This is a genomic window from Pseudomonas sp. TE24901 (assembly GCF_054058375.1).
In genome coordinates, this window is sequence record NZ_JBSSAF010000009.1 from 18,040 (window position 1) to 37,873 (window position 19,834).

General features: G+C 61.1%; 14 protein-coding genes. All 14 read left to right on the forward strand.

What is annotated here, in order from left to right; all coding sequences use genetic code 11:
* Positions 1-60: 60 nt before the first annotated feature.
* The 14 genes from dksA (at position 61) to ACVWVP_RS18715 (ending at position 19,638) form a co-directional block, all read left to right on the forward strand.
* Positions 61-504: an RNA polymerase-binding protein DksA gene (gene dksA / locus ACVWVP_RS18650; RefSeq protein WP_065910298.1), complete on the forward strand. Its 444-nt coding sequence runs from the start codon at positions 61-63 to the stop codon at positions 502-504.
* An 84-nt stretch (positions 505-588) separates the two neighbouring features.
* Complete coding sequence (gluQRS, locus tag ACVWVP_RS18655; RefSeq protein WP_457407541.1) at positions 589-1,476, forward strand: tRNA glutamyl-Q(34) synthetase GluQRS; 888 nt, start codon at positions 589-591, stop codon at positions 1,474-1,476.
* Positions 1,477-1,538: 62 nt separating this feature from the next.
* Positions 1,539-1,715 carry a hypothetical protein gene (locus ACVWVP_RS18660; protein WP_003176118.1) on the forward strand — a complete coding sequence of 59 codons (177 nt, stop codon included), beginning with the start codon at positions 1,539-1,541 and terminating at the stop codon, positions 1,713-1,715.
* Positions 1,699-4,653, forward strand: a complete 2,955-nt coding sequence (locus ACVWVP_RS18665) for a sensor histidine kinase (RefSeq protein ID WP_176998409.1) — start codon at positions 1,699-1,701, stop codon at positions 4,651-4,653. Before ACVWVP_RS18660 ends, ACVWVP_RS18665 begins: the two co-directional genes overlap by 17 nt.
* Positions 4,654-4,675: 22 nt before the next feature.
* Positions 4,676-6,106, forward strand: coding sequence for a sigma-54-dependent transcriptional regulator (locus tag ACVWVP_RS18670; protein WP_178919559.1), 1,431 nt, complete (start codon positions 4,676-4,678; stop codon positions 6,104-6,106).
* A gap of 697 nt (positions 6,107-6,803) precedes the next feature.
* Positions 6,804-8,207 carry a polynucleotide adenylyltransferase PcnB gene (locus tag ACVWVP_RS18675; protein ID WP_457407542.1) on the forward strand — a complete coding sequence of 468 codons (1,404 nt, stop codon included), beginning with the start codon at positions 6,804-6,806 and terminating at the stop codon, positions 8,205-8,207.
* A 2-nt stretch (positions 8,208-8,209) separates the two neighbouring features.
* Positions 8,210-8,695: a 2-amino-4-hydroxy-6-hydroxymethyldihydropteridine diphosphokinase gene (gene folK, locus ACVWVP_RS18680; RefSeq protein ID WP_457407543.1), complete on the forward strand. Its 486-nt coding sequence runs from the start codon at positions 8,210-8,212 to the stop codon at positions 8,693-8,695.
* A 365-nt stretch (positions 8,696-9,060) separates the two neighbouring features.
* A complete protein-coding gene (panB, locus tag ACVWVP_RS18685) occupies positions 9,061-9,861 on the forward strand; it encodes a 3-methyl-2-oxobutanoate hydroxymethyltransferase (protein ID WP_176998413.1) in 801 nt (266 codons plus the stop codon).
* Complete coding sequence (gene panC, locus ACVWVP_RS18690) at positions 9,858-10,709, forward strand: pantoate--beta-alanine ligase (protein ID WP_178919556.1); 852 nt, start codon at positions 9,858-9,860, stop codon at positions 10,707-10,709. The genes panB and panC overlap by 4 nt, the downstream gene beginning before the upstream one ends.
* A 241-nt stretch (positions 10,710-10,950) precedes the next feature.
* On the forward strand, positions 10,951-12,615 hold the full coding sequence (gene pgi / locus ACVWVP_RS18695; protein ID WP_176998415.1) for a glucose-6-phosphate isomerase: 1,665 nt from the start codon (positions 10,951-10,953) through the stop codon (positions 12,613-12,615).
* Positions 12,616-12,738: 123 nt separating this feature from the next.
* Positions 12,739-14,676, forward strand: coding sequence for an acetate--CoA ligase (gene acs / locus ACVWVP_RS18700; protein WP_457407544.1), 1,938 nt, complete (start codon positions 12,739-12,741; stop codon positions 14,674-14,676).
* Positions 14,677-14,692: 16 nt separating this feature from the next.
* Positions 14,693-15,562: an oxygenase MpaB family protein gene (locus ACVWVP_RS18705; protein WP_178919554.1), complete on the forward strand. Its 870-nt coding sequence runs from the start codon at positions 14,693-14,695 to the stop codon at positions 15,560-15,562.
* A 56-nt stretch (positions 15,563-15,618) separates the two neighbouring features.
* On the forward strand, positions 15,619-16,635 hold the full coding sequence (locus ACVWVP_RS18710) for a class I SAM-dependent rRNA methyltransferase (RefSeq protein WP_457407545.1): 1,017 nt from the start codon (positions 15,619-15,621) through the stop codon (positions 16,633-16,635).
* A gap of 87 nt (positions 16,636-16,722) precedes the next feature.
* Complete coding sequence (locus tag ACVWVP_RS18715) at positions 16,723-19,638, forward strand: DUF748 domain-containing protein (protein WP_457407546.1); 2,916 nt, start codon at positions 16,723-16,725, stop codon at positions 19,636-19,638.
* Positions 19,639-19,834: the final 196 nt, after the last annotated feature.

Sequence of the window (19,834 nt, forward strand, 5' to 3'; positions counted from 1 at the left end):
AGGTGTCGGTGACGTTGCAATCCTGCGCAATGGATTAGAAGAGTGAGAGGCGGTCTATTCATGTCCACCCAAGCAAAGCAACAACAATCCTCAGGCCTCAGCGGCTTCACACCCTATGTCGAGGCAAAGGGTGAGGAGTACATGAGCGAGCCCATGCGCAAGCACTTCTCCAATATTCTGAAGAAGTGGAAGCAGGACTTGATGCAGGAAGTCGACCGCACGGTTGACCACATGAAGGACGAAGCAGCCAACTTTCCTGACCCGGCAGACCGTGCCAGCCAGGAAGAGGAATTCGCCCTCGAACTGCGCGCCCGTGATCGCGAGCGCAAGCTGATCAAGAAAATCGACAAGACACTGCAACTGATCGAAGACGAGGAATATGGCTGGTGCGAATCCTGCGGCGTCGAGATCGGTATCCGTCGCCTGGAAGCACGCCCTACCGCGGACCTCTGCGTAGACTGCAAGACCTTGGCTGAAATCAAGGAAAAACAGGTCGGCAAGTAATCCCTGCCGGGCTGAACGAATGGGGCGTGCAAACGCCCCATTTTTGTTTCTGGCGTTTACCGATTTTCCAGTAGTATCCGGCCCATGACTGCCTCTACCTATATCGGGCGCTTCGCCCCCACACCCAGCGGCCACTTGCACTTCGGCTCCCTGGTCGCCGCCCTCGCCTCCTACCTCGACGCCCGCGCCAACCATGGCCGCTGGCTGATGCGCATGGAAGACCTCGATCCCCCTCGCGAAGAACCCGGCGCCCAGGCCGCGATCCTGCACGCCCTGGAAAGCTATGGCTTCGAGTGGGACGGGGAACTGGTCCGACAAAGCGAGCGGCACGAAGCCTACGCCAAAGTACTGAACGACATGTTCAACCATGGCCTGGCCTACGCCTGCACCTGTTCACGCAAACAACTGGAAGCCTACAACGGGATTTACCCGGGGCTGTGCCGCAATGCCGGGCACGACCAGCAGGACGCCGCCATTCGTTTGCGCGTGCCTGAGCTTGCATATCACTTTACCGACCGTGTGCAGGGCGAATTCCGACAACACCTCGGCCGCGATGTAGGAGACTTCATCATCCGCCGTCGCGACGGCCTCTATGCCTACCAATTGGCCGTAGTGCTCGACGATGCCTGGCAGGGTGTGACCGATATCGTGCGCGGCGCCGACTTGCTTGACTCCACGCCACGCCAACTCTACCTGCAAGAATTGCTGGGCCTGCGCCAACCGCGCTATCTGCACGTGCCGCTGATCATCCAACCGGACGGCAACAAGCTGGGCAAATCCTACCGATCACCGCCATTGACACCTGACCAGGCCACGCCTTTGTTATTGAGAGCACTGCGCGCCCTGGGCCAGCAGCCGGGCAACGAGTTGCTGTACGCCAGCCCACGGGAGCTGCTGGATTGGGGGATTGCGCACTGGGACGCGACAAAGATCCCGCGCACACTCACGCTGGCCGAAGCGCATTTGAACTGAAGGCGCTTGCAGCTTGCCAAGCATCCGTTACCATCGCCCCACGTTTTTACACAGAGGCCAACATGTACATCTATCGATTGGTCCTGCTGCTGGTCGTCGGGATCTACCTGTTTTCTCCCGCCATCATGGATTGGTGGATCGACGCCACGGGCGCCTGGTATCGCCCCTATCTGCTGTGGCTGATCCTGATCGTCGTGACCTTCATCCTGCAGAGCCAAAAAGATGCCGATGAGCTTTAGCCTCACCCAGATGCTGCTGATCAGCGCCGCCTACCTGGCCGCGTTGTTCGGGGTGGCCTGGATCAGTGAGCGCGGAATGATTCCGCGGGCGATCATTCGCCATCCGTTGACCTACACCTTGTCCCTGGGCGTCTACGCCAGTGCCTGGGCGTTTTATGGCACGGTGGGCCTGGCCTACCAGTACGGCTACGGCTTTCTCTCCAGCTACCTTGGCGTGTCCGGCGCGTTCCTGCTGGCGCCGGTGCTGCTGTACCCGATCCTGAAAATCACCCGCACCTATCAGCTATCCTCCCTGGCCGACCTGTTCGCCTTCCGCTTCCGCAGCACCTGGGCGGGCGCCTTGACCACCGTGTTCATGCTGATCGGCGTGCTGCCGCTGCTGGCCCTGCAGATCCAGGCCGTGGCGGACTCCATCAGCATCCTGACCCGTGAGCCGGTGCAGCACCGGGTCGCGCTGGCCTTCTGTGCGCTGATCACGCTGTTCACGATTTTCTTCGGCTCGCGCCATATCGCCACTCGCGAGAAACACGAAGGCCTGGTCTTTGCGATCGCCTTCGAGTCAGTGATCAAGCTGATCGCCATCGGCGGCGTCGGACTCTATGCGCTCTATGGCGTGTTCGACGGCCCACAACAGCTCGAACTGTGGCTGCTGCAGAACCAGACCGCCCTCGCCGCCTTGCACACGCCGCTGCAAGAAGGCCCGTGGCGCACGCTGTTGCTGGTGTTCTTCGCCTCGGCGATCGTGATGCCGCACATGTACCACATGACGTTTACCGAGAACCTCAACCCGCGCTCGCTGGTCAGCGCCAGCTGGGGCTTGCCACTGTTTTTGCTGCTGATGAGCCTGGCGGTGCCGCTGATCCTGTGGGCCGGTTTGAAACTGGGCGCAACCACCAACCCCGAATACTTCACCCTCGGCATCGGCATTGCCGCCAACAACCCGGCCCTGGCGCTGCTGGCTTACGTTGGCGGGCTTTCCGCCGCCAGCGGGTTGATCATCGTCACCACCCTGGCGCTGTCGGGCATGGCGCTCAACCACCTGGTGCTGCCGCTGTACCAGCCGCCCGCCGAGGGCAATATCTACCGCTGGCTGAAATGGACACGCCGCGCGCTGATCGTCGCGATCATCATGGCCGGCTACGGTTTCTACCTGCTGCTGGGCGCGGGGCAAGATCTGGCCAACCTGGGCATCGTCGCGTTCGTCGCCACCTTGCAGTTCCTGCCGGGAGTGCTGTCGGTACTCTATTGGCCAACCGCCAACCGTCGCGGTTTTATCGCCGGCTTGCTGGCGGGCATCCTGGTGTGGATCGTCACCATGCTCTTGCCGTTGGTCGGCAATCTGCAGGGCTTCTACATCCCGCTGCTGAACATGATTTACGTACTGGACGACACCAGCTGGCACATGGCGGCCATCGCCTCGCTGGCCGCCAACGTTCTGATGTTCACCCTGATCTCGCTGTTCACCAACGCCAGCCCCGAAGAAACCAGCGCCGCCGAAGCCTGCGCAGTGGATAACGTGCGCCGGCCGCAACGCCGCGAACTGCATGCGGCGTCGCCCCAGGAGTTCGCCACGCAACTGGCCAAGCCCCTCGGCGCCAAGGCCGCACAAAAAGAAGTCGAGCAAGCGCTGCGCGACCTGTACCTGCCGTTCGACGAGCGGCGCCCTTACGCGCTGCGTCGTCTGCGTGACCGCATCGAAGCGAACCTCTCGGGCCTGATGGGCCCGAGCGTGTCCCAGGACATGGTGGAAACCTTCCTGCCCTACAAGGCGGGCGGCGAAAACTACGTCACCGAAGACATTCACTTCATCGAAAGCCGCCTTGAGGACTACCACTCGCGCCTCACCGGCCTGGCCGCCGAACTCGATGCCCTGCGCCGCTACCACCGTCAGACGCTGCAAGAGCTGCCGATGGGCGTGTGCTCCCTGGCCAAGGACCAGGAGATCCTCATGTGGAACAAGGCCATGGAGGAACTCACCGGTATCGCCGCCCAGCGCGTGGTGGGCTCGCGCCTGAACACCCTGGGCGAACCGTGGAAGGAGTTGCTGCAAGGCTTCATCAACCTGCCCGACGAACACTTGCACAAGCAGCACCTGGCCCTCGATGGCCAGACCCGTTGGCTCAACCTGCACAAGGCTGCGATCGACGAGCCGCTGGCACCGGGTAACAGTGGCCTGGTGTTGCTGGTGGAAGACCTGACCGAAACCCAGATGCTCGAAGACAAGCTGGTGCACTCCGAGCGACTGGCCAGTATTGGCCGCCTGGCAGCGGGCGTCGCCCATGAAATCGGCAATCCGATCACCGGTATCGCCTGCCTTGCGCAGAACCTGCGGGAAGAGCGCGAAGAAGACGGCGAAATCACCGAAATCAGCGGGCAGATCCTTGAACAGACCAAGCGTGTTTCCCGCATCGTGCAGTCGCTGATGAGCTTTGCCCATGCGGGCGCCCATCAGAATCAGGACGAAGCGGTATGCCTGGCCGAAGTGGCGCAGGATGCCATTGGGCTGCTGGCCTTGAACCGGCGCAATTTCGAAGTACAGTTCTTCAACTTGTGTGATCCGGACCATTGGGTCGACGGCGACTCACAACGCCTGGCCCAAGTGCTGATCAACCTGCTGTCCAACGCCCGCGACGCAACACCGGCGGGTGGCGCGGTAAGGGTCAAGACCGAGGCTTTCGAGCACACGGTCGACCTGATCGTCGAGGACGAGGGCAGCGGCATTCCACAGAACATCATGGACCGATTGTTCGAACCCTTCTTCACCACCAAGGACCCAGGTGAAGGTACCGGTCTGGGCCTTGCACTGGTCTATTCCATCGTTGAAGAGCATTATGGACAAATCACCATCGACAGCCCGGCTGACACCGAAAGCCAACGCGGCACCCGTATTCGGGTGACCTTGCCGCGTCATGTCGAAGCGACGTCCGCTGTGAACTGAGACCGTCGAGAGAATTGAATCAATGCCGCACATTTTGATCGTCGAAGACGAAACCATTATCCGCTCTGCCTTGCGTCGCCTGCTTGAACGTAATCAGTACCAGGTCAGCGAAGCCGGCTCGGTGCAGGAAGCCCAAGAGCGGTTCAGCATTCCCACGTTCGACCTGATTGTGAGTGACCTGCGCCTGCCGGGCGCTCCGGGCACCGAGCTGATCAAGCTTGGCCAGGGCACCCCGGTGCTGATCATGACCAGCTACGCCAGCCTGCGCTCGGCGGTAGACTCCATGAAGATGGGCGCGGTGGACTACATCGCCAAGCCTTTCGACCATGACGAAATGCTCCAGGCCGTGGCCCGCATCCTGCGTGACCGTCAGTCGGCCAGCAGCGCACCGGCCGAACAGCGCCCTGCGGGCAAGGCGGCCGACAAGCCGGGGGTGGATAACAGCAACGGCGAAATCGGCATCATCGGCTCATGCCCGCCGATGCAAGACCTGTATGGCAAGATCCGCAAAGTCGCGCCTACCGATTCCAATGTCTTGATCCAGGGCGAGTCGGGCACCGGTAAAGAGCTGGTGGCACGCGCCCTGCACAACCTGTCCAAGCGCGCCAAGGCGCCGATGATCTCGGTGAACTGCGCAGCCATCCCTGAATCGCTGATCGAATCCGAATTGTTCGGCCACGAAAAAGGCGCGTTCACCGGCGCCAGCGCCGGACGTGCGGGCCTGGTCGAAGCGGCAGATGGCGGCACGCTGTTCCTTGACGAGATCGGCGAGCTGCCCCTGGAAGCCCAGGCCCGCTTGCTGCGTGTGTTGCAGGAAGGCGAGATTCGCCGCGTCGGCTCGGTGCAGTCGCAGAAGGTAGATGTACGCCTGATCGCGGCGACTCACCGTGACCTGAAAAGCCTGGCCAAGATCGGCCAGTTCCGTGAAGACTTGTATTACCGCCTGCACGTGATCGCCCTCAAGCTGCCGGCCCTGCGTGAGCGCGGCGCCGACGTCAACGAAATCGCCAATGCGTTCCTGTTGCGCCAGAGCGCCCGCATCAACCGTACTGACCTCAAGTTTGCCCCGGACGCCGAACAGGCCATCCGGCATTACTCGTGGCCGGGTAACGTGCGGGAACTGGAAAACGCGGTCGAACGCGCGGTGATCCTGTCGGAAAGCCCGGAAATCTCTGCCGAGCTGTTGGGTATCGATATCGAGCTGAGCGACCTGGAAGACGACGATTTCATTGGCCTGGCCCCGCAACAGGGCGGTGGTAGCAATACCAGCCATGAGCCGACGGAAGATTTGTCACTGGAAGACTACTTCCAGCATTTCGTCCTCGAGCACCAGGACCACATGACCGAGACCGAACTGGCTCGCAAGCTGGGCGTAAGCCGCAAGTGCCTGTGGGAACGCCGCCAGCGCCTGGGCATTCCACGGCGCAAGACCGGTGTGGCCAGCGAGAGTTGAGGGTGTTCCCCCACAGGTAACACCCTCAGATGTGAAAAAACTGTTACCGCTGAATTTTTACGTAACAAAAGCCGGGGCTTACGGTAACGAAGCCCCGGCTTTTTTTGGCCTGTCAAAAACCAAATTCCTCTCCAAACCCCCGGTTTCATTGGCCGACGCAAAAGTTGGCACGCACCCTGCTATATGCTTAGTACAAAAACAATAACAAGCTTTGTACAAGACAATAAAAATAAGACGAATCGACTCACGCATAACAAAAACAACACGGCGGAGGCGCAGCTAACTGATTCTTTTGGAGAGGCGTTGCATTTGGGGCTTGCCCCGCAACCAGGCCGAGAACAACAAAAACTGCTCTAAGGCAGAGCCTGAACTGGTTGGATCGTAGATCAGCAACACAGCGACCAAAGCAATCCGTTTGCTCTTGACTCCCGATTGGGAGTGTCATGAAGGTGAAGCTTCATGGCGAGGGCGATCAACAAAAACAAGAAGCCCGAAATCAATAATAAAAATAGAGCACGCAACTACTTCTGGGGGAGCTTCGGCTCCCCTTGTAGTTTCTGCGATTTGACCTTCCAAGGCTTATGGCGCAAGGCCTGCAGCTTGTTCCTACACCATCCCCTGACTAAATGCTAGAATCCCCGCCCATCATGCGGTCATTCTTCGTTATGGCCGAACATTCCTTCAAACAGTGCATCCCATGCTGAAGAAGTTGTTCCAGTCATTCCGTTCTCCCTTGCGTCGTACGCAACACAAACGCAGCACGCCTGAAGTGCTCAACAGCAGCCAGCATTCGCTGCAACGCGCTCAATTCAGCCGTTATGCAGTGAATATCGTCGAACGCCTGCAGAACGCCGGCTACCAGGCTTATCTGGTCGGTGGCTGCGTGCGCGACATGCTGCTCAACATCACGCCCAAGGATTTCGACGTCGCCACCAGTGCCACGCCCGAGCAAGTGCGTGCCGAATTCCGCAATGCGCGAATCATCGGCCGTCGCTTCAAGCTGGTGCACATCCACTTCGGCCGCGAAATCATCGAGGTCGCCACCTTCCGCGCCGGTCATCCGCAAAACGATGAAGAGGAAGACACCAACCAGTCTTCCCGCAACGAGAGCGGCCGTATCCTGCGCGACAACGTCTACGGCACCCTGGAAGAAGACGCACAGCGCCGCGACTTCACCATCAACGCCTTGTATTACGACCCGGTCAGCGAGCGCATCCTCGATTACGCCAACGGCGTACACGACATCCGTAACAACCTGATCCGCCTGATCGGTGATCCGGTCCAGCGCTACCAAGAAGACCCGGTGCGCATGCTGCGTGCAGTGCGGTTTGCCGCCAAACTGAACTTCGGTATCGAGAAACACACCGCCGCGCCGATTCGCGACCTGGCCCCGATGCTGCGCGAGATCCCTTCGGCACGCCTGTTCGAAGAAGTGCTCAAGTTGTTCCTCTCGGGCTACGCCGCCGACACCTTCGAAATGCTGGTGGACCTGCAGTTGTTCGATCCACTGTTCCCGGCCAGCGCCGAAGCACTGGAATACAACCCGACATACACCCACACCCTGATCAGCGAAGCCCTGATCAACACCGACCTGCGCATCAAGCAGAACAAACCGGTCACCCCGGCGTTCCTGTTTGCCGCCCTGTTGTGGCCGGCCCTGCCAAAACGCGTATTGCGCCTGCAGGACCGCGGCATGCCGCCGATTCCGGCCATGCAGGAAGCCGCGCACGAGCTGATCGCCGAGCAGTGCCAGCGCATCGCTATTCCGAAGCGCTTCACGATGCCGATTCGCGAGATCTGGGACATGCAGGAGCGCCTGCCACGTCGCAGCGGCAAACGCGCCGACCTGCTGCTGGACAACCCACGCTTCCGTGCGGGCTACGACTTCCTGCTGCTGCGTGAAAGCGCCGGCGAGCAGACCGACGGCCTGGGCGACTGGTGGACCGACTACCAGGACGCCAATGACAGCGAGCGTCGTGACATGATCCGTGATCTCGGCAGCAAGGGTGACGGCGAAGGCACAGGCCCGAAAAAGCGTCGTCGCAGTGGTACCAAGCGCAAACGCAGCGCCGCTGACGCCTCAGGCGCCTCGGGCGATTAAACGTGGAACGCATCTACATCGGCATGGGCAGCAACCTGGCTGCCCCGGACCAGCAATTGCGCAGTGCCATCGAAGCACTGGCGCAGTTGCCCGGCACAACCGTCGCCAGCGTGTCGGCCTTCTACCAAAGTGACTCCCTGCTCCCGGGCCAACCGCGCTACACCAACGCGGTGGCCGCCTTGGACAGCAGCCTCGCGCCGCTGGAACTGCTCGATGCCCTGCAAGCCATCGAGAACGATCAGGGTCGCGAACGCCTTGAACGGTGGGGCCCGCGCACCCTGGACCTGGACATCCTGCTGTTTGGTGATCGCCTCATCGAGGAGCCGCGCCTGAAGGTGCCGCATTACCAGATGCACCTGCGGGCCTTTGTGCTGTATCCGCTGGCCGAACTGGCCCCCGCCACGCTGCAACTACCCGGTGGTCAGCGACTCAGCGACCTGTTGGCCGCGTGCCCATTCGTCGGCCTGGAACGCCTGCCCCAAGACTGACTCGGTCAATGTGGGAGCGGGCTTGCCTGCGATAGCATCACCTCGGCCTCACTGAAAGACCGAGGCGCCTGCATCGCAGGCAAGCCAGCTTCCACATTTTGATCCCATGTAGCCTGAAAACGCCGCTGAAGTTGCTGAATCGCGTCAGTAACAGCGGTAACACCGCCGTCGTAACAATGCGGTAACACATCCAATTGACTTCCCGTGTCCCCATCACGACTATAGGCGTCCCGCTGCCGTCAACACGGCGCTCAAGGGCGCAATCCAGGCCTTATAAGCACTGCTCTCAAGACAGTGCGCCTGTATAAACGAAGACTCACGCGCGTTACTCGCTGTTTCCAAGCGCCTGAACGAGGACCCTTTTCATGCCAGACATTACCCTGACCACCTTGCAGAGCCTCAAGCTCAAAGGTGAAAAAATCACCATGCTGACCTGCTACGACGCCACCTTCGCCCACGCCAGTTGCCAGGCGGGCGTGGAGGTGTTGCTGGTGGGTGACTCCCTGGGCATGGTTCTTCAAGGGAATGACAGCACCCTGCCTGTTACGACCGATGACCTCGCTTACCACACCGCCAGCGTCAAACGCGGCAACGACGGTGCGTTCATCATTGCTGACCTGCCGTTCATGGGTTACGCAACACTCGAACAGACCTTTCAGAACGCCGGCAAGCTGATGCAAGCCGGTGCGCACATGATCAAAGTGGAAGGCGCCGTGTGGCTCGCCGAGTCCATCCGCCTGCTGGCGGAACGTGGCGTGCCGGTGTGTGCGCATATGGGCCTGACGCCGCAGTCGGTGAACATCCTCGGCGGCTACAAGGTTCAAGGCCGTAATGAGGCTCAGGCACGCCAGATGCGTGCCGATGCGATTGCCCTGGAACAGGCCGGCGCCGCAATGATCCTGCTCGAATGCGTGCCCAGCGAACTCGCCGCCGAAATCACCCAGGCCGTCAAAGTGCCGGTCATCGGCATTGGCGCAGGTTCGGCCACCGACGGCCAAGTGCTGGTGGTGCATGACATGCTCGGCCTGTCGATCAGCGGCCGCGTACCCAAGTTCGTGAAGAACTTCATGGCCGGCCAGGACAGCATCCATGCCGCGTTGAGCGCCTACGTCGCTGAAGTCAAAGCCGTTACCTTCCCTGGCGTCGAACACGGATTCTCTGCATGAACACCGTAAAAACCGTACGTGAACTGCGGGCTGCCGTGGCCCACGCCCGCAGCGCCGGCAAACGCATTGGCTTTGTGCCCACCATGGGCAACCTGCACAGCGGCCACGCCACCCTGGTGACCAAGGCTGCGCAACAGGCGGACTTCGTGGTGGCGAGCATCTTCGTCAACCCGCTGCAGTTCGGCGCTGGCGAAGACCTGGACAAGTACCCGCGTACCTTGGCGGCCGACCAGGAAAAGCTGCTGCAAGCCGGCTGCAACCTGCTGTTCGCGCCCACCGTCGAAGAGATGTACCCCGGCGGCATGACCGGCCAGACGCGGGTCAGCGTGCCGCAACTCTCCGAAGGCCTGTGCGGCGCCAGCCGCCCTGGGCATTTCGAGGGCGTGGCGACAGTGGTGAGCAAGCTGTTCAACATGGTCCAGCCCGACATGGCCGTGTTTGGCCAGAAGGACTACCAGCAACTGGCGGTGATCCGCGCCATGGTCCACGACCTGAACATGCCGATCCAGATCATCGGCGAGCCCACCGTGCGCGCCGACGACGGCCTTGCGCTGTCGTCGCGCAATGGTTACCTCACCGAAGAGCAGCGCGCCATTGCCCCAGTGCTGTACCGCAGCCTCAGCCAGATTGCCGAGGCGATCAAAGCCGGTGAGCATGATTTCGCCAAGCTGCGCGCCGAGCAGGTCCAGCAGATCGAAGCCGCCGGCTTGCGCATCGACTACCTGGAAGTTCGCCAAGGCGTGCACCTGCGCCCTGCCACGGCCGAGGACCGCGACATCGTGATTCTGGTGGCCGCCTACTTGGGCGCCACGCGGCTGATCGACAACCTGCACCTGAACCTGGCCTGACACTCCCCGCCTTTTCCCACCTCAAAAACAGCACGCCTGTTGCCCTGCCCGCTGTGCCGGTATAAAAAAGTACCGGCTACAGCGCAGACAAAGCCAAGACATATTCACACGCTAGGTTTAATGTAATCGCCCTGCGCTCTTGGTTAGCGCTGTCCGGGGTCGGCCGCTTGAACAAAGCAGGACGTTCCGGACTTTGAAGTGTCCTAAAGGCAGTCCCCGTAATAAAAGGAAACCCGCAGCGATGGCGTACTACCGCACTCCTCATGACGTTACCGCTCTGCCCGCCTGGCAAGCGCTCAATCAACATCGCCAAGCCATGCAGGATTTCAGCATGCGCGAAGCGTTCAATGCCGATCCTCAGCGTTTCTCCCAGTTCACCTTGAGCAGCTGCGGACTTTTCCTCGATTACTCGAAAAACCTGATCACCAGCGAAACCCGCGACTTGCTGGTGGGTTTGGCCAAGGAAGTCGGTCTTAAAGATGCGATTAACTCGCTGTATGCAGGCGAGCCGGTCAACTCTTCCGAGGGCCGCCCTGCCCTGCACACCGCCTTGCGCCGCCCAGTGGGCGACAAGCTGTCGGTCAACGGCGTGAACATCATGCCGGACGTGCACAAGGTGCTGAACCAGATCACTGACTTGGTCGGCCGTATCCACGACGGCCTGTGGCGTGGCTACACCGAGAAGCCGATCACCGACGTGGTGAACATCGGTATCGGTGGTTCGTTCCTCGGCCCGGAGCTGGTGTCCGAAGCGCTGTTGTCCTACGCCCATAAAGGCGTGCGCTGCCACTACCTGGCGAACATCGACGGCAGTGAGTTCCACGAGCTGACCATGAAGCTGCGCGCCGAGACCACGCTGTTCATCGTCTCGTCGAAATCCTTCAACACCCTGGAAACCCTGAAGAACGCCCAGGCCGCCCGTGCCTGGTACCTGGCCCAGGGTGGCTCGGAAGCCGAGCTGTACCGCCACTTCATCGCGGTATCGAGCAACAACGCCGCGGCCGTGGCGTTCGGTATCCGCGAAGAGAACATCTTCCCGATGTGGGACTGGGTTGGCGGCCGTTACTCGCTGTGGTCGGCCATCGGCTTGCCCATTGCGCTGGCCATCGGCATGTCCAACTTCAAGGAGCTGCTGTCCGGTGCCTACACCATGGACCAGCACTTCCAGAACGCGCCGTTCGAACAGAACATGCCCGTACTGCTGGGCCTGCTGGGCGTGTGGTACGGCAACTTCTGGGGCGCGCAGAGCCACGCGATCCTGCCGTACGACCACTACCTGCGTAACATCACCAAGCACCTGCAACAACTGGACATGGAATCCAACGGCAAGAGCGTGCGCCAGGACGGCACGCCCGTGTCCACCGATACCGGCCCGGTGATCTGGGGCGGCGTCGGCTGCAACGGCCAGCACGCGTACCACCAGTTGCTGCACCAAGGGACCCAACTGATCCCGGCCGACTTCATCGTGCCGATCGTCAGCTTCAACCCGGTCTCTGACCACCACCAGTGGCTGTACGCCAACTGCCTGTCCCAGAGCCAGGCGCTGATGCTCGGCAAGACCCGCGCCGAAGCCGAAGCCGAGTTGCGCGACAAGGGCATCCCGGAAGCCGAAGTGCAGAAGCTGGCCCCGCACAAGGTGATCCCGGGCAACCGTCCGAGCAACACCCTAGTGGTTGAGCGCATCAGCCCGCGTCGCTTGGGCGCGCTGGTCGCCATGTATGAACACAAAGTGTTTGTGCAGAGCGTGATCTGGGGTATCAACGCCTTCGACCAATGGGGTGTGGAGCTGGGTAAAGAGCTGGGCAAAGGCGTGTACAACCGCCTGACCGGCGCCGAAGAAACCTCGGCCGAGGACGCTTCGACCCAGGGCCTGATCAACTACTTCCGTGGTCGTCACCGCGGCTAAGGGATCGGCACTACACTGATGGTCTGAAATGGCGGGAGCACACCGCCCTGTGTAGGAGCCGGCTTGCCGGCTCCTACACAGGGCGCTCCCCTCTTGTCCCTAAAACAAGAATAAGGACCGCTCATGTTCGATATCAGCTCGTTTCCCACCACCGATGCCGTCCGCCGAGCTGCGCAGCTCAGCCAAGAGGACTACAAGCGCCTCTATCACCAATCCATCGAACAGCCCGACACCTTCTGGGCCGAACAGGCCAAGGGCTTCCTCGACTGGATCAAACCCTGGCACACCGTTCAACGTTCGGACATCAAGACCGGCGCAGCGCAATGGTTTGCCGGTGGCCAGCTGAACGTCAGTTACAACTGCATCGACCGTCACCTGGCACAACGTGCCGATCAACCGGCCTTCATCTGGGAAGGCGATGACCCGACAACATCATCCAAAATCACCTACCGCCAACTGCACCAAAACGTATGCCGTCTCGCCAATGTGCTGAAAAGCCGTGGCGTGAAGAAAGGCGACCGCGTGTGCATCTATATGCCAATGATTCCGGAAGCAGCCTACGCGATGCTGGCCTGTACGCGTATTGGTGCGGTGCATTCCGTGGTGTTTGGCGGGTTCTCGCCCGACGCCTTGCGCGACCGCATTCTCGACGCCGACTGCCGCACCGTGATCACCGCCGATGAAGGCGTGCGCGGCGGCAAGCCGGTGGCGCTGAAACAGAACGTCGACAAGGCACTGACCAGTTGCCCGAATGTGAGCACCGTACTGGTGGTGGAGCGCACCGGGGCGGCCGTCGGCTGGAGCGAAGGCCGCGACCTCAAGTATCAGCCCGCCGTGGAGGCGGCGAGCGACGACTGCCCGCCCGAGCCAATGGACGCCGAAGACCCGCTGTTCATCCTCTACACCTCCGGCAGCACCGGCAAACCCAAGGGCGTGCTGCACACCACCGGTGGCTATCTTCTGCAGGCGGCGATGACCTTCAAGTACGTGCTCGACTACCGCGACGGCGAAGTGTTCTGGTGCACCGCCGACGTGGGCTGGGTCACCGGCCACAGCTATATCGTGTACGGCCCGCTGGCCAATGGCGCCACCTCGCTGATGTTCGAAGGCGTGCCCAGCTACCCGGACAGCTCGCGCTTCTGGCAAGTGATCGACAAACACCAAGTGAACATCTTCTACACCGCGCCCACCGCCTTGCGCGCCTTGATGCGTGAGGGCCACGGCCCGCTGGAAAACACTTCCCGTGCAAGCCTGCGGCTGTTGGGCAGCGTCGGCGAACCGATCAACCCGGAAGCCTGGGACTGGTATTTCAATGCCGTGGGCGAGCAGCGCTGCCCCATCGTCGACACCTGGTGGCAGACCGAGACGGGCGGCATCATGCTCAGCCCCTTGGTCAGCGCACAGCGCATCAAGCCCGGTTGCGCCACCCAACCGATGTTCGGCGTGCAGCCGGTGCTGTTGGATGAGCACGGCAAGGTGCTGCACGGGGCTGGCAGCGGCGTATTGGCGATCAAGGCCAGTTGGCCCGGGCAGATCCGCAGTGTCTACGGCGACCCGCAGCGCATGATCGATACCTACTTCAAGCCCTACCCCGGCTACTACTTCACCGGCGATGGCGCTCGCCGCGATGAGGACGGCGACTACTGGATCACCGGGCGCATCGATGATGTGATTAACGTGTCCGGCCACCGTATCGGCACCGCCGAAGTGGAAAGCGCACTGGTGCTGCACGACCAGGTCGCCGAGGCCGCAGTGGTGGGTTACCCCCATGACGTCAAGGGCCAGGGCATCTATGCCTTCGTCACCCCCATGAATGGCGTAGAACCCAGCGACACACTGAAAAAACACCTGTTGGAACTGGTCAGCAAGGAAATCGGCAGCTTTGCCAAGCCGGAACTGATCCAATGGGCGCCAGCCCTGCCAAAAACCCGCTCCGGCAAGATCATGCGGCGTATCTTGCGCAAGATCGCCTGCAACGAACTCGACAGCCTGGGCGACACCTCGACCCTGGCCGACCCGAGCGTGGTGGACGGCCTGATCGACAAACGCCTGAACCGATAGGAACCCTTGAGTCGCCATGGAATTTATCCGCAGCCGTATCGAAACCCAGTTGATGAGCCTCACCGGCCTGTCACTGGGCCAACTGGACTTGGAAAACCCCAAGGGCGATCCTGGCCTGTTCGGGCCCGACTCGGTGAGCTGGCAAGTGCATGGCGACTTCAGCAGCATGTTGATCGGCGGCATCAGCGCCTTGATGTTGCAAGCCTTGCACCCACTGGCCCTGGCGGGTGTGTGGGACCATTCGAATTTCCGCCAGGACATGCTCGGGCGTTTGCGGCGCACTTCGCAATTCATCTCCGGCACCACCTTCGGCTCCCGCAAAGACGCCGAATGGCTGATCGAAAAAGTGCGCACCATTCACTTGCAAGTGGTCGGCCACGCACCGGATGGGCGACCTTACGCGGCCAGCGACCCAGAGTTGCTGACCTGGGTGCACGTGGCGGAAGTCAGCAATTTTCTGGCGGCGCACCTGCGCTATCGCAACCCTCATCTCTCGGGGCGGGATCAGGACCGCTACTACAGCGAAATCGCCTTGGTGGCTGAACGCCTGGGCGCGCGGCATGTTCCCCGTTCACGGCAGGACGTTTCGGATTATCTGGAGCGTATCCGCCCTCAACTGCTGTGCGATGAGCGCAGTCGCGAAGTGTTGCGCCTGCTGGTCAATGCGCCCGCCCCTAGCACCCTGGCCAAGCCCTTTGGCAGCTTGATGATGCAGGCCGGGATCGATCTGCTGCCGGAATGGGCGAGCACCCTGCTCGAACAGCACCAAAGCCCGTTGCAGCGCCAGATGATCCGCGCCGGGGTAAAACGCAGTGCGCCACTGCTGCGCTGGGCCATGCGCAATGGTTCAGTGCAGCGCGCCCATCGGCGGATGGGGTTGATGTAGGCAACGCCGCATAACTGTTAAACTTCGCGCCCTCTTTTCCCAGAAAGGCGCGCTCCATGTCTCCTCTGAATCAGGCGCTGCGCGCCGCCCTCGACTATCGCCAAGACCTGATCAACGAGCTGCACGCCCAAGGCACCGACTGCTACCGGTTGTTCCACGGCAGCCAGGAGGGCGCTGGAGGCCTGACCATCGACCGCTATGGCCCACAACTGCTGGTGCAAAGCTTCCACCAGTCGCTGGAAACCGCCGACCTGCTGGACCTGCATCAACTGATCAACCAGTACATGGGCCTGGAATTGTTGCTGGTCTACAACGACCGCTCCCGTGGCAATTCGCGGATCGACCGTGAAGACACGGTGTACCGCGCCGAACCCGCGGCATTGGAAGACCTGGTCGGCCAGGAGTGGGGCCTCAACTACCGTGTGCGCGGTCGGCATGCCGGGCAAGACCCGCTGCTGTTCCTCGACTTGCGCAACACGCGCGGCTGGGTCAAGGCCCACAGCGCCGGCAAGAGCGTGCTGAACTTGTTTGCCTACACCTGCGGCGTGGGCTTGAGCGCGGCAGCCGGGGGCGCCCGCGAGGTGTGCAACCTGGACTTTGCCGAGGGCAACCTGGCGGTCGGGCGCGAAAACGGCCTGTTGAACCCGCAATTGCCCACCATGGAATTCGTGCAGTCCGACTACTTCCCGGCGATTCGCCAATTGGCGGGGCTGCCGATCACTCAGCGGCGCGGCCAGAAGTTGCCGAGTTATCCACGCCTGGAGCAGCGTCAATACGACCTGGTGTTACTCGACCCTCCGGCGTGGGCCAAGAGCGCTTTCGGCACCGTCGATTTGTTGCGCGACTACCAAAGCCTGCTCAAGCCGGCATTGCTGGCCACCGCCGACAACGGCGTGCTGATCTGCTGCAACAACCTGGCGAAGGTCAGCATGGATGACTGGCGTGAACAGGTACTGCGCTGCGCCGAAAAAGCCGGTCGACCGGTCCGCGAATGGACCGTCATGACCCCGGGCGCCGACTTCCCGTCCCGTGACCAGCAGCCGCCGTTGAAAACCCTGATCCTGCAACTGTAGGAGTTATCCCAACGGAGCCTGTTCTTCGGAACCGAAAACCCGTGCCATACTCCAAGGCACTCTCGTTCGACACAGATGGCGTCACCCATGCCCAAAGGATTGATTCGCGCCGTCGGCGCCTTGTTGACTGCTCTGGCTCTGTACAGCTTGCTGGGCTTTTTGATTTTGCCCGGCATTGCGCTTCGCATCGCCAACCAACAGTTGGCCCATTACGCTACCGTGCCGGCGCGCATCGAGCGCATCGAGCTCAACCCGTTCAGCCTGGAGCTGACCGTGTGGGGCCTGCAAATCGGTGAACCCGGCAAGGAACAAGTCGGCTTCGAACGCCTTTACGCCAACCTGCAGATCGACAGCCTCTGGACCCGCGCCCTGCACCTGGCAGACGTCGAGTTGGACAAACCCAAGACCGAGCTGCTGTTCGACAAGTCGGGCCAACTGAACCTGGCGCAACTGTTCAAGCTGCCGCCGAGCGAGCCGACCCCGGCCGATCCCAACGCCAAACCATTCCCGCTGCGCATCGAGCGCATCAAGCTGGCGAGCGGCTATGTGCATTTCCAGGATCTGCGTCCCAGCGAGCCGATCGAATTCCTCTACGACAAACTCGACTTCGAGCTGAAAAACCTCAGCACCCTGCCCGAAGACAACGCCGACATGACGTTGGTGGCCGCAGGCCCTGAAGGCGGGCAAATCGACTGGAAAGGCAATTTCAGCCTGGTGCCGATCATGTCCGAGGGCACCCTGAAAGTCACCGATGGCAAGATGAAAGCCTGGTGGCCGTATGTACGTGATGCCTTGCCGCTGGTGCTTGAAGACGGTGTATTGAATTTCAGCACCGACTATAAGTTCAGCCTGGCCAAAGAGACCGAACTCAACCTGACCAACACCGCAGCGAGCATCGCGCCGTTTGCAATCAAGGCCCCGGACGGGCGGCCGTTGGCGCGTCTGGAGCGCCTGGACGTCAGCGAAACCACGGTTGACCTGGCCAAGCAGCAGGTGGTGGTCGGCAAGATCCGCAGCAACAAGCTCGAAACCTGGGCCGCCCGCGAAGCCGATGGGCAACTGGACTGGCAGAAGCTGTTTGCCAGTCAACCGAGTAAACCGGCCAAGGCGGAACCCGCCACCGCACCGGCCACCGCTGACTCGCCCAAACCTGAACCTGCCGCGCCGAGCAAACCCTGGCAGGTGCTGCTCAAAGACGTACAGCTGCGCAATTATCAGGTGCACCTGGCCGACCGCCAGGTCAAACCTGCCGTCGCGCTGGAACTGGGCCCGCTGAATGTCGATGTACAGAACTTCGACAGCCTAAACCAGAACCCCTTCACCTTGAAGGTCGACACCGGCCTGGGCAAGCAAGGCAAGATCTTCGCAACCGGCGAAGTGAACCTCAACCCGATCAGCGCCAAGCTGAAAGTGAACACCCAGGACATCGACCTGCGGGTTGCCCAGTCCTATATCAGCCCGTTCATTCGCCTGGAACTGCGCAGCGGCATGTTGGGCAGCAACCTGGATGTGAACCTCAAAAGCGCGGACCCGCTGAAACTGCAGGTCACCGGCCGTGCGCAAGTCGATCAATTGCATACCCTGGACACCCTCAAGACCCGCGACTTCGTCAAATGGCAGCGTCTGGTGCTGGAGGGCGTGAACTACCAGCATGGCGACAGCCTGTCGATCGACAAGGTCAACCTGCTGCAACCGTATGCGCGCTTCATGATCAACGACGACCGCACCACCAACGTCGATGACCTGTTGATCCCGCAACCCGCCGACAAAACATCCAAGCCCGCCAGCAAGGAAAAGCCGTTGGGCATTCGTATCGGGCAAATTGCGATCAATGACGGGTCGGCCAACTTTGCCGACTTCAGCCTGACACCCAACTTCGCCACGGCGATCCAACAGCTCAACGGCCAGATCGGCACCATTGACAGTCGCCAGGCCAAGCCGGCCAGCGTCAACATCAACGGCAAGGTGGACCGCTATGCACCCGTGACCATCAAGGGCAGCGTGAACCCGTTCGACCCGATGGCCGCGCTGGATATCGCCACCAGCTTCAAGCGTGTCGAACTGACCACCCTGACCCCCTACTCCGGCAAGTTTGCCGGCTTCCGTATTCGCAAAGGCCGGCTGAACCTCGACCTGCACTATGTAATCACCAAGGGCCAGCTCAAAGCCGAAAACAAAGTGGTGGTCGAGCAACTGCAACTGGGTGAAAAAGTCGACAGCGCGGACGCCGTGGACCTGCCGATTCGCCTGGCCATTGCCTTGCTCAAGGACAGCGATGGCAAGATCTCCATCGAGCTGCCGGTGACCGGCGACTTGAACAACCCGCAATTCAGCGTGATGCCGATTGTGTGGCAGACCCTGCGCAACCTGGTGGTACGTGCCGCTACGGCCCCCTTCAAATTCATTGGTGGGCTGATTTCCGGCGGCGGTGCTGAGGATTTGGGCAACGTGTCCTTCGCTGCAGGTTCCAGCGATTTGAGCAAGGATGCCGAAGGCGCCTTGAACAGCCTGGCCAAAGCCTTGAAAGAACGCCCAGCCTTGCGCCTGGAAATCGAAGGGACCGCAGCCGCCAGCAGCGACGGTCCTTTCCTGGCGGCACAACGCCTGGAGCGTGAATACCAATACAACTACTACAAGATCCTGCAGCGTCGCGGCGATAAAGTCCCGGCCCAGGCCTCGCTGTTGGTCGTACCGGAGAAAGAGAAAGCGCCGTTGCTGGAAGGCATTTATCGCACCCGCCTGAAGCAACAACCGCCAGCAGAGTGGAAAGACCTGAGCAACGACGACCGCTCTGCGAAGCTGCGTGAGGGCGTGATCAAGTTCTGGAGCACCAGTGACGTCTTGCTGCGTCAACTGGGTCAGGACCGCGCCAGCACGATCAAGGACTACTTGGTGGACAAGGGGCAGCTTGAAGACGAACGGGTGTACTTCATTGATGCGAACATGGGACAGGCGGAGAAAGATGGCCGGGTGGTGACCCCGATGCATCTGGATGCTGAGTAACCTCCTCAGCACCTCATCCAACTGTGGGAGCGGGCTTGCCCGCGAATGCGGTGAATCAGTCGACCCATCGGTTAGCTGACACGACGCTTTCGCGGGTAAGCCCGCTCCCACATGGGATATCTGTTGTGATGAAGTTTTTTTATCCAACCTCAAATAGAACAGGCCCCGACACGAATGCCGGGGCCTGTAATGACCA

Bases quoted from the DNA above. Each gene is read 5' to 3' on its own strand.
- dksA (WP_065910298.1), top strand. From the start codon at position 61: ATGTCCACCCAAGCAAAGCAACAACAATCCTCAGGCCTCAGCGGCTTC.
- gluQRS (WP_457407541.1), top strand. From the start codon at position 589: ATGACTGCCTCTACCTATATCGGGCGCTTCGCCCCCACACCCAGCGGC.
- ACVWVP_RS18660 (WP_003176118.1), top strand. From the start codon at position 1,539: ATGTACATCTATCGATTGGTCCTGCTGCTGGTCGTCGGGATCTACCTG.
- ACVWVP_RS18665 (WP_176998409.1), top strand. From the start codon at position 1,699: ATGCCGATGAGCTTTAGCCTCACCCAGATGCTGCTGATCAGCGCCGCC.
- ACVWVP_RS18670 (WP_178919559.1), top strand. From the start codon at position 4,676: ATGCCGCACATTTTGATCGTCGAAGACGAAACCATTATCCGCTCTGCC.
- ACVWVP_RS18675 (WP_457407542.1), top strand. From the start codon at position 6,804: ATGCTGAAGAAGTTGTTCCAGTCATTCCGTTCTCCCTTGCGTCGTACG.
- panB (WP_176998413.1), top strand. From the start codon at position 9,061: ATGCCAGACATTACCCTGACCACCTTGCAGAGCCTCAAGCTCAAAGGT.
- panC (WP_178919556.1), top strand. From the start codon at position 9,858: ATGAACACCGTAAAAACCGTACGTGAACTGCGGGCTGCCGTGGCCCAC.
- pgi (WP_176998415.1), top strand. From the start codon at position 10,951: ATGGCGTACTACCGCACTCCTCATGACGTTACCGCTCTGCCCGCCTGG.
- acs (WP_457407544.1), top strand. From the start codon at position 12,739: ATGTTCGATATCAGCTCGTTTCCCACCACCGATGCCGTCCGCCGAGCT.
- ACVWVP_RS18705 (WP_178919554.1), top strand. From the start codon at position 14,693: ATGGAATTTATCCGCAGCCGTATCGAAACCCAGTTGATGAGCCTCACC.
- ACVWVP_RS18710 (WP_457407545.1), top strand. From the start codon at position 15,619: ATGTCTCCTCTGAATCAGGCGCTGCGCGCCGCCCTCGACTATCGCCAA.
- ACVWVP_RS18715 (WP_457407546.1), top strand. From the start codon at position 16,723: ATGCCCAAAGGATTGATTCGCGCCGTCGGCGCCTTGTTGACTGCTCTG.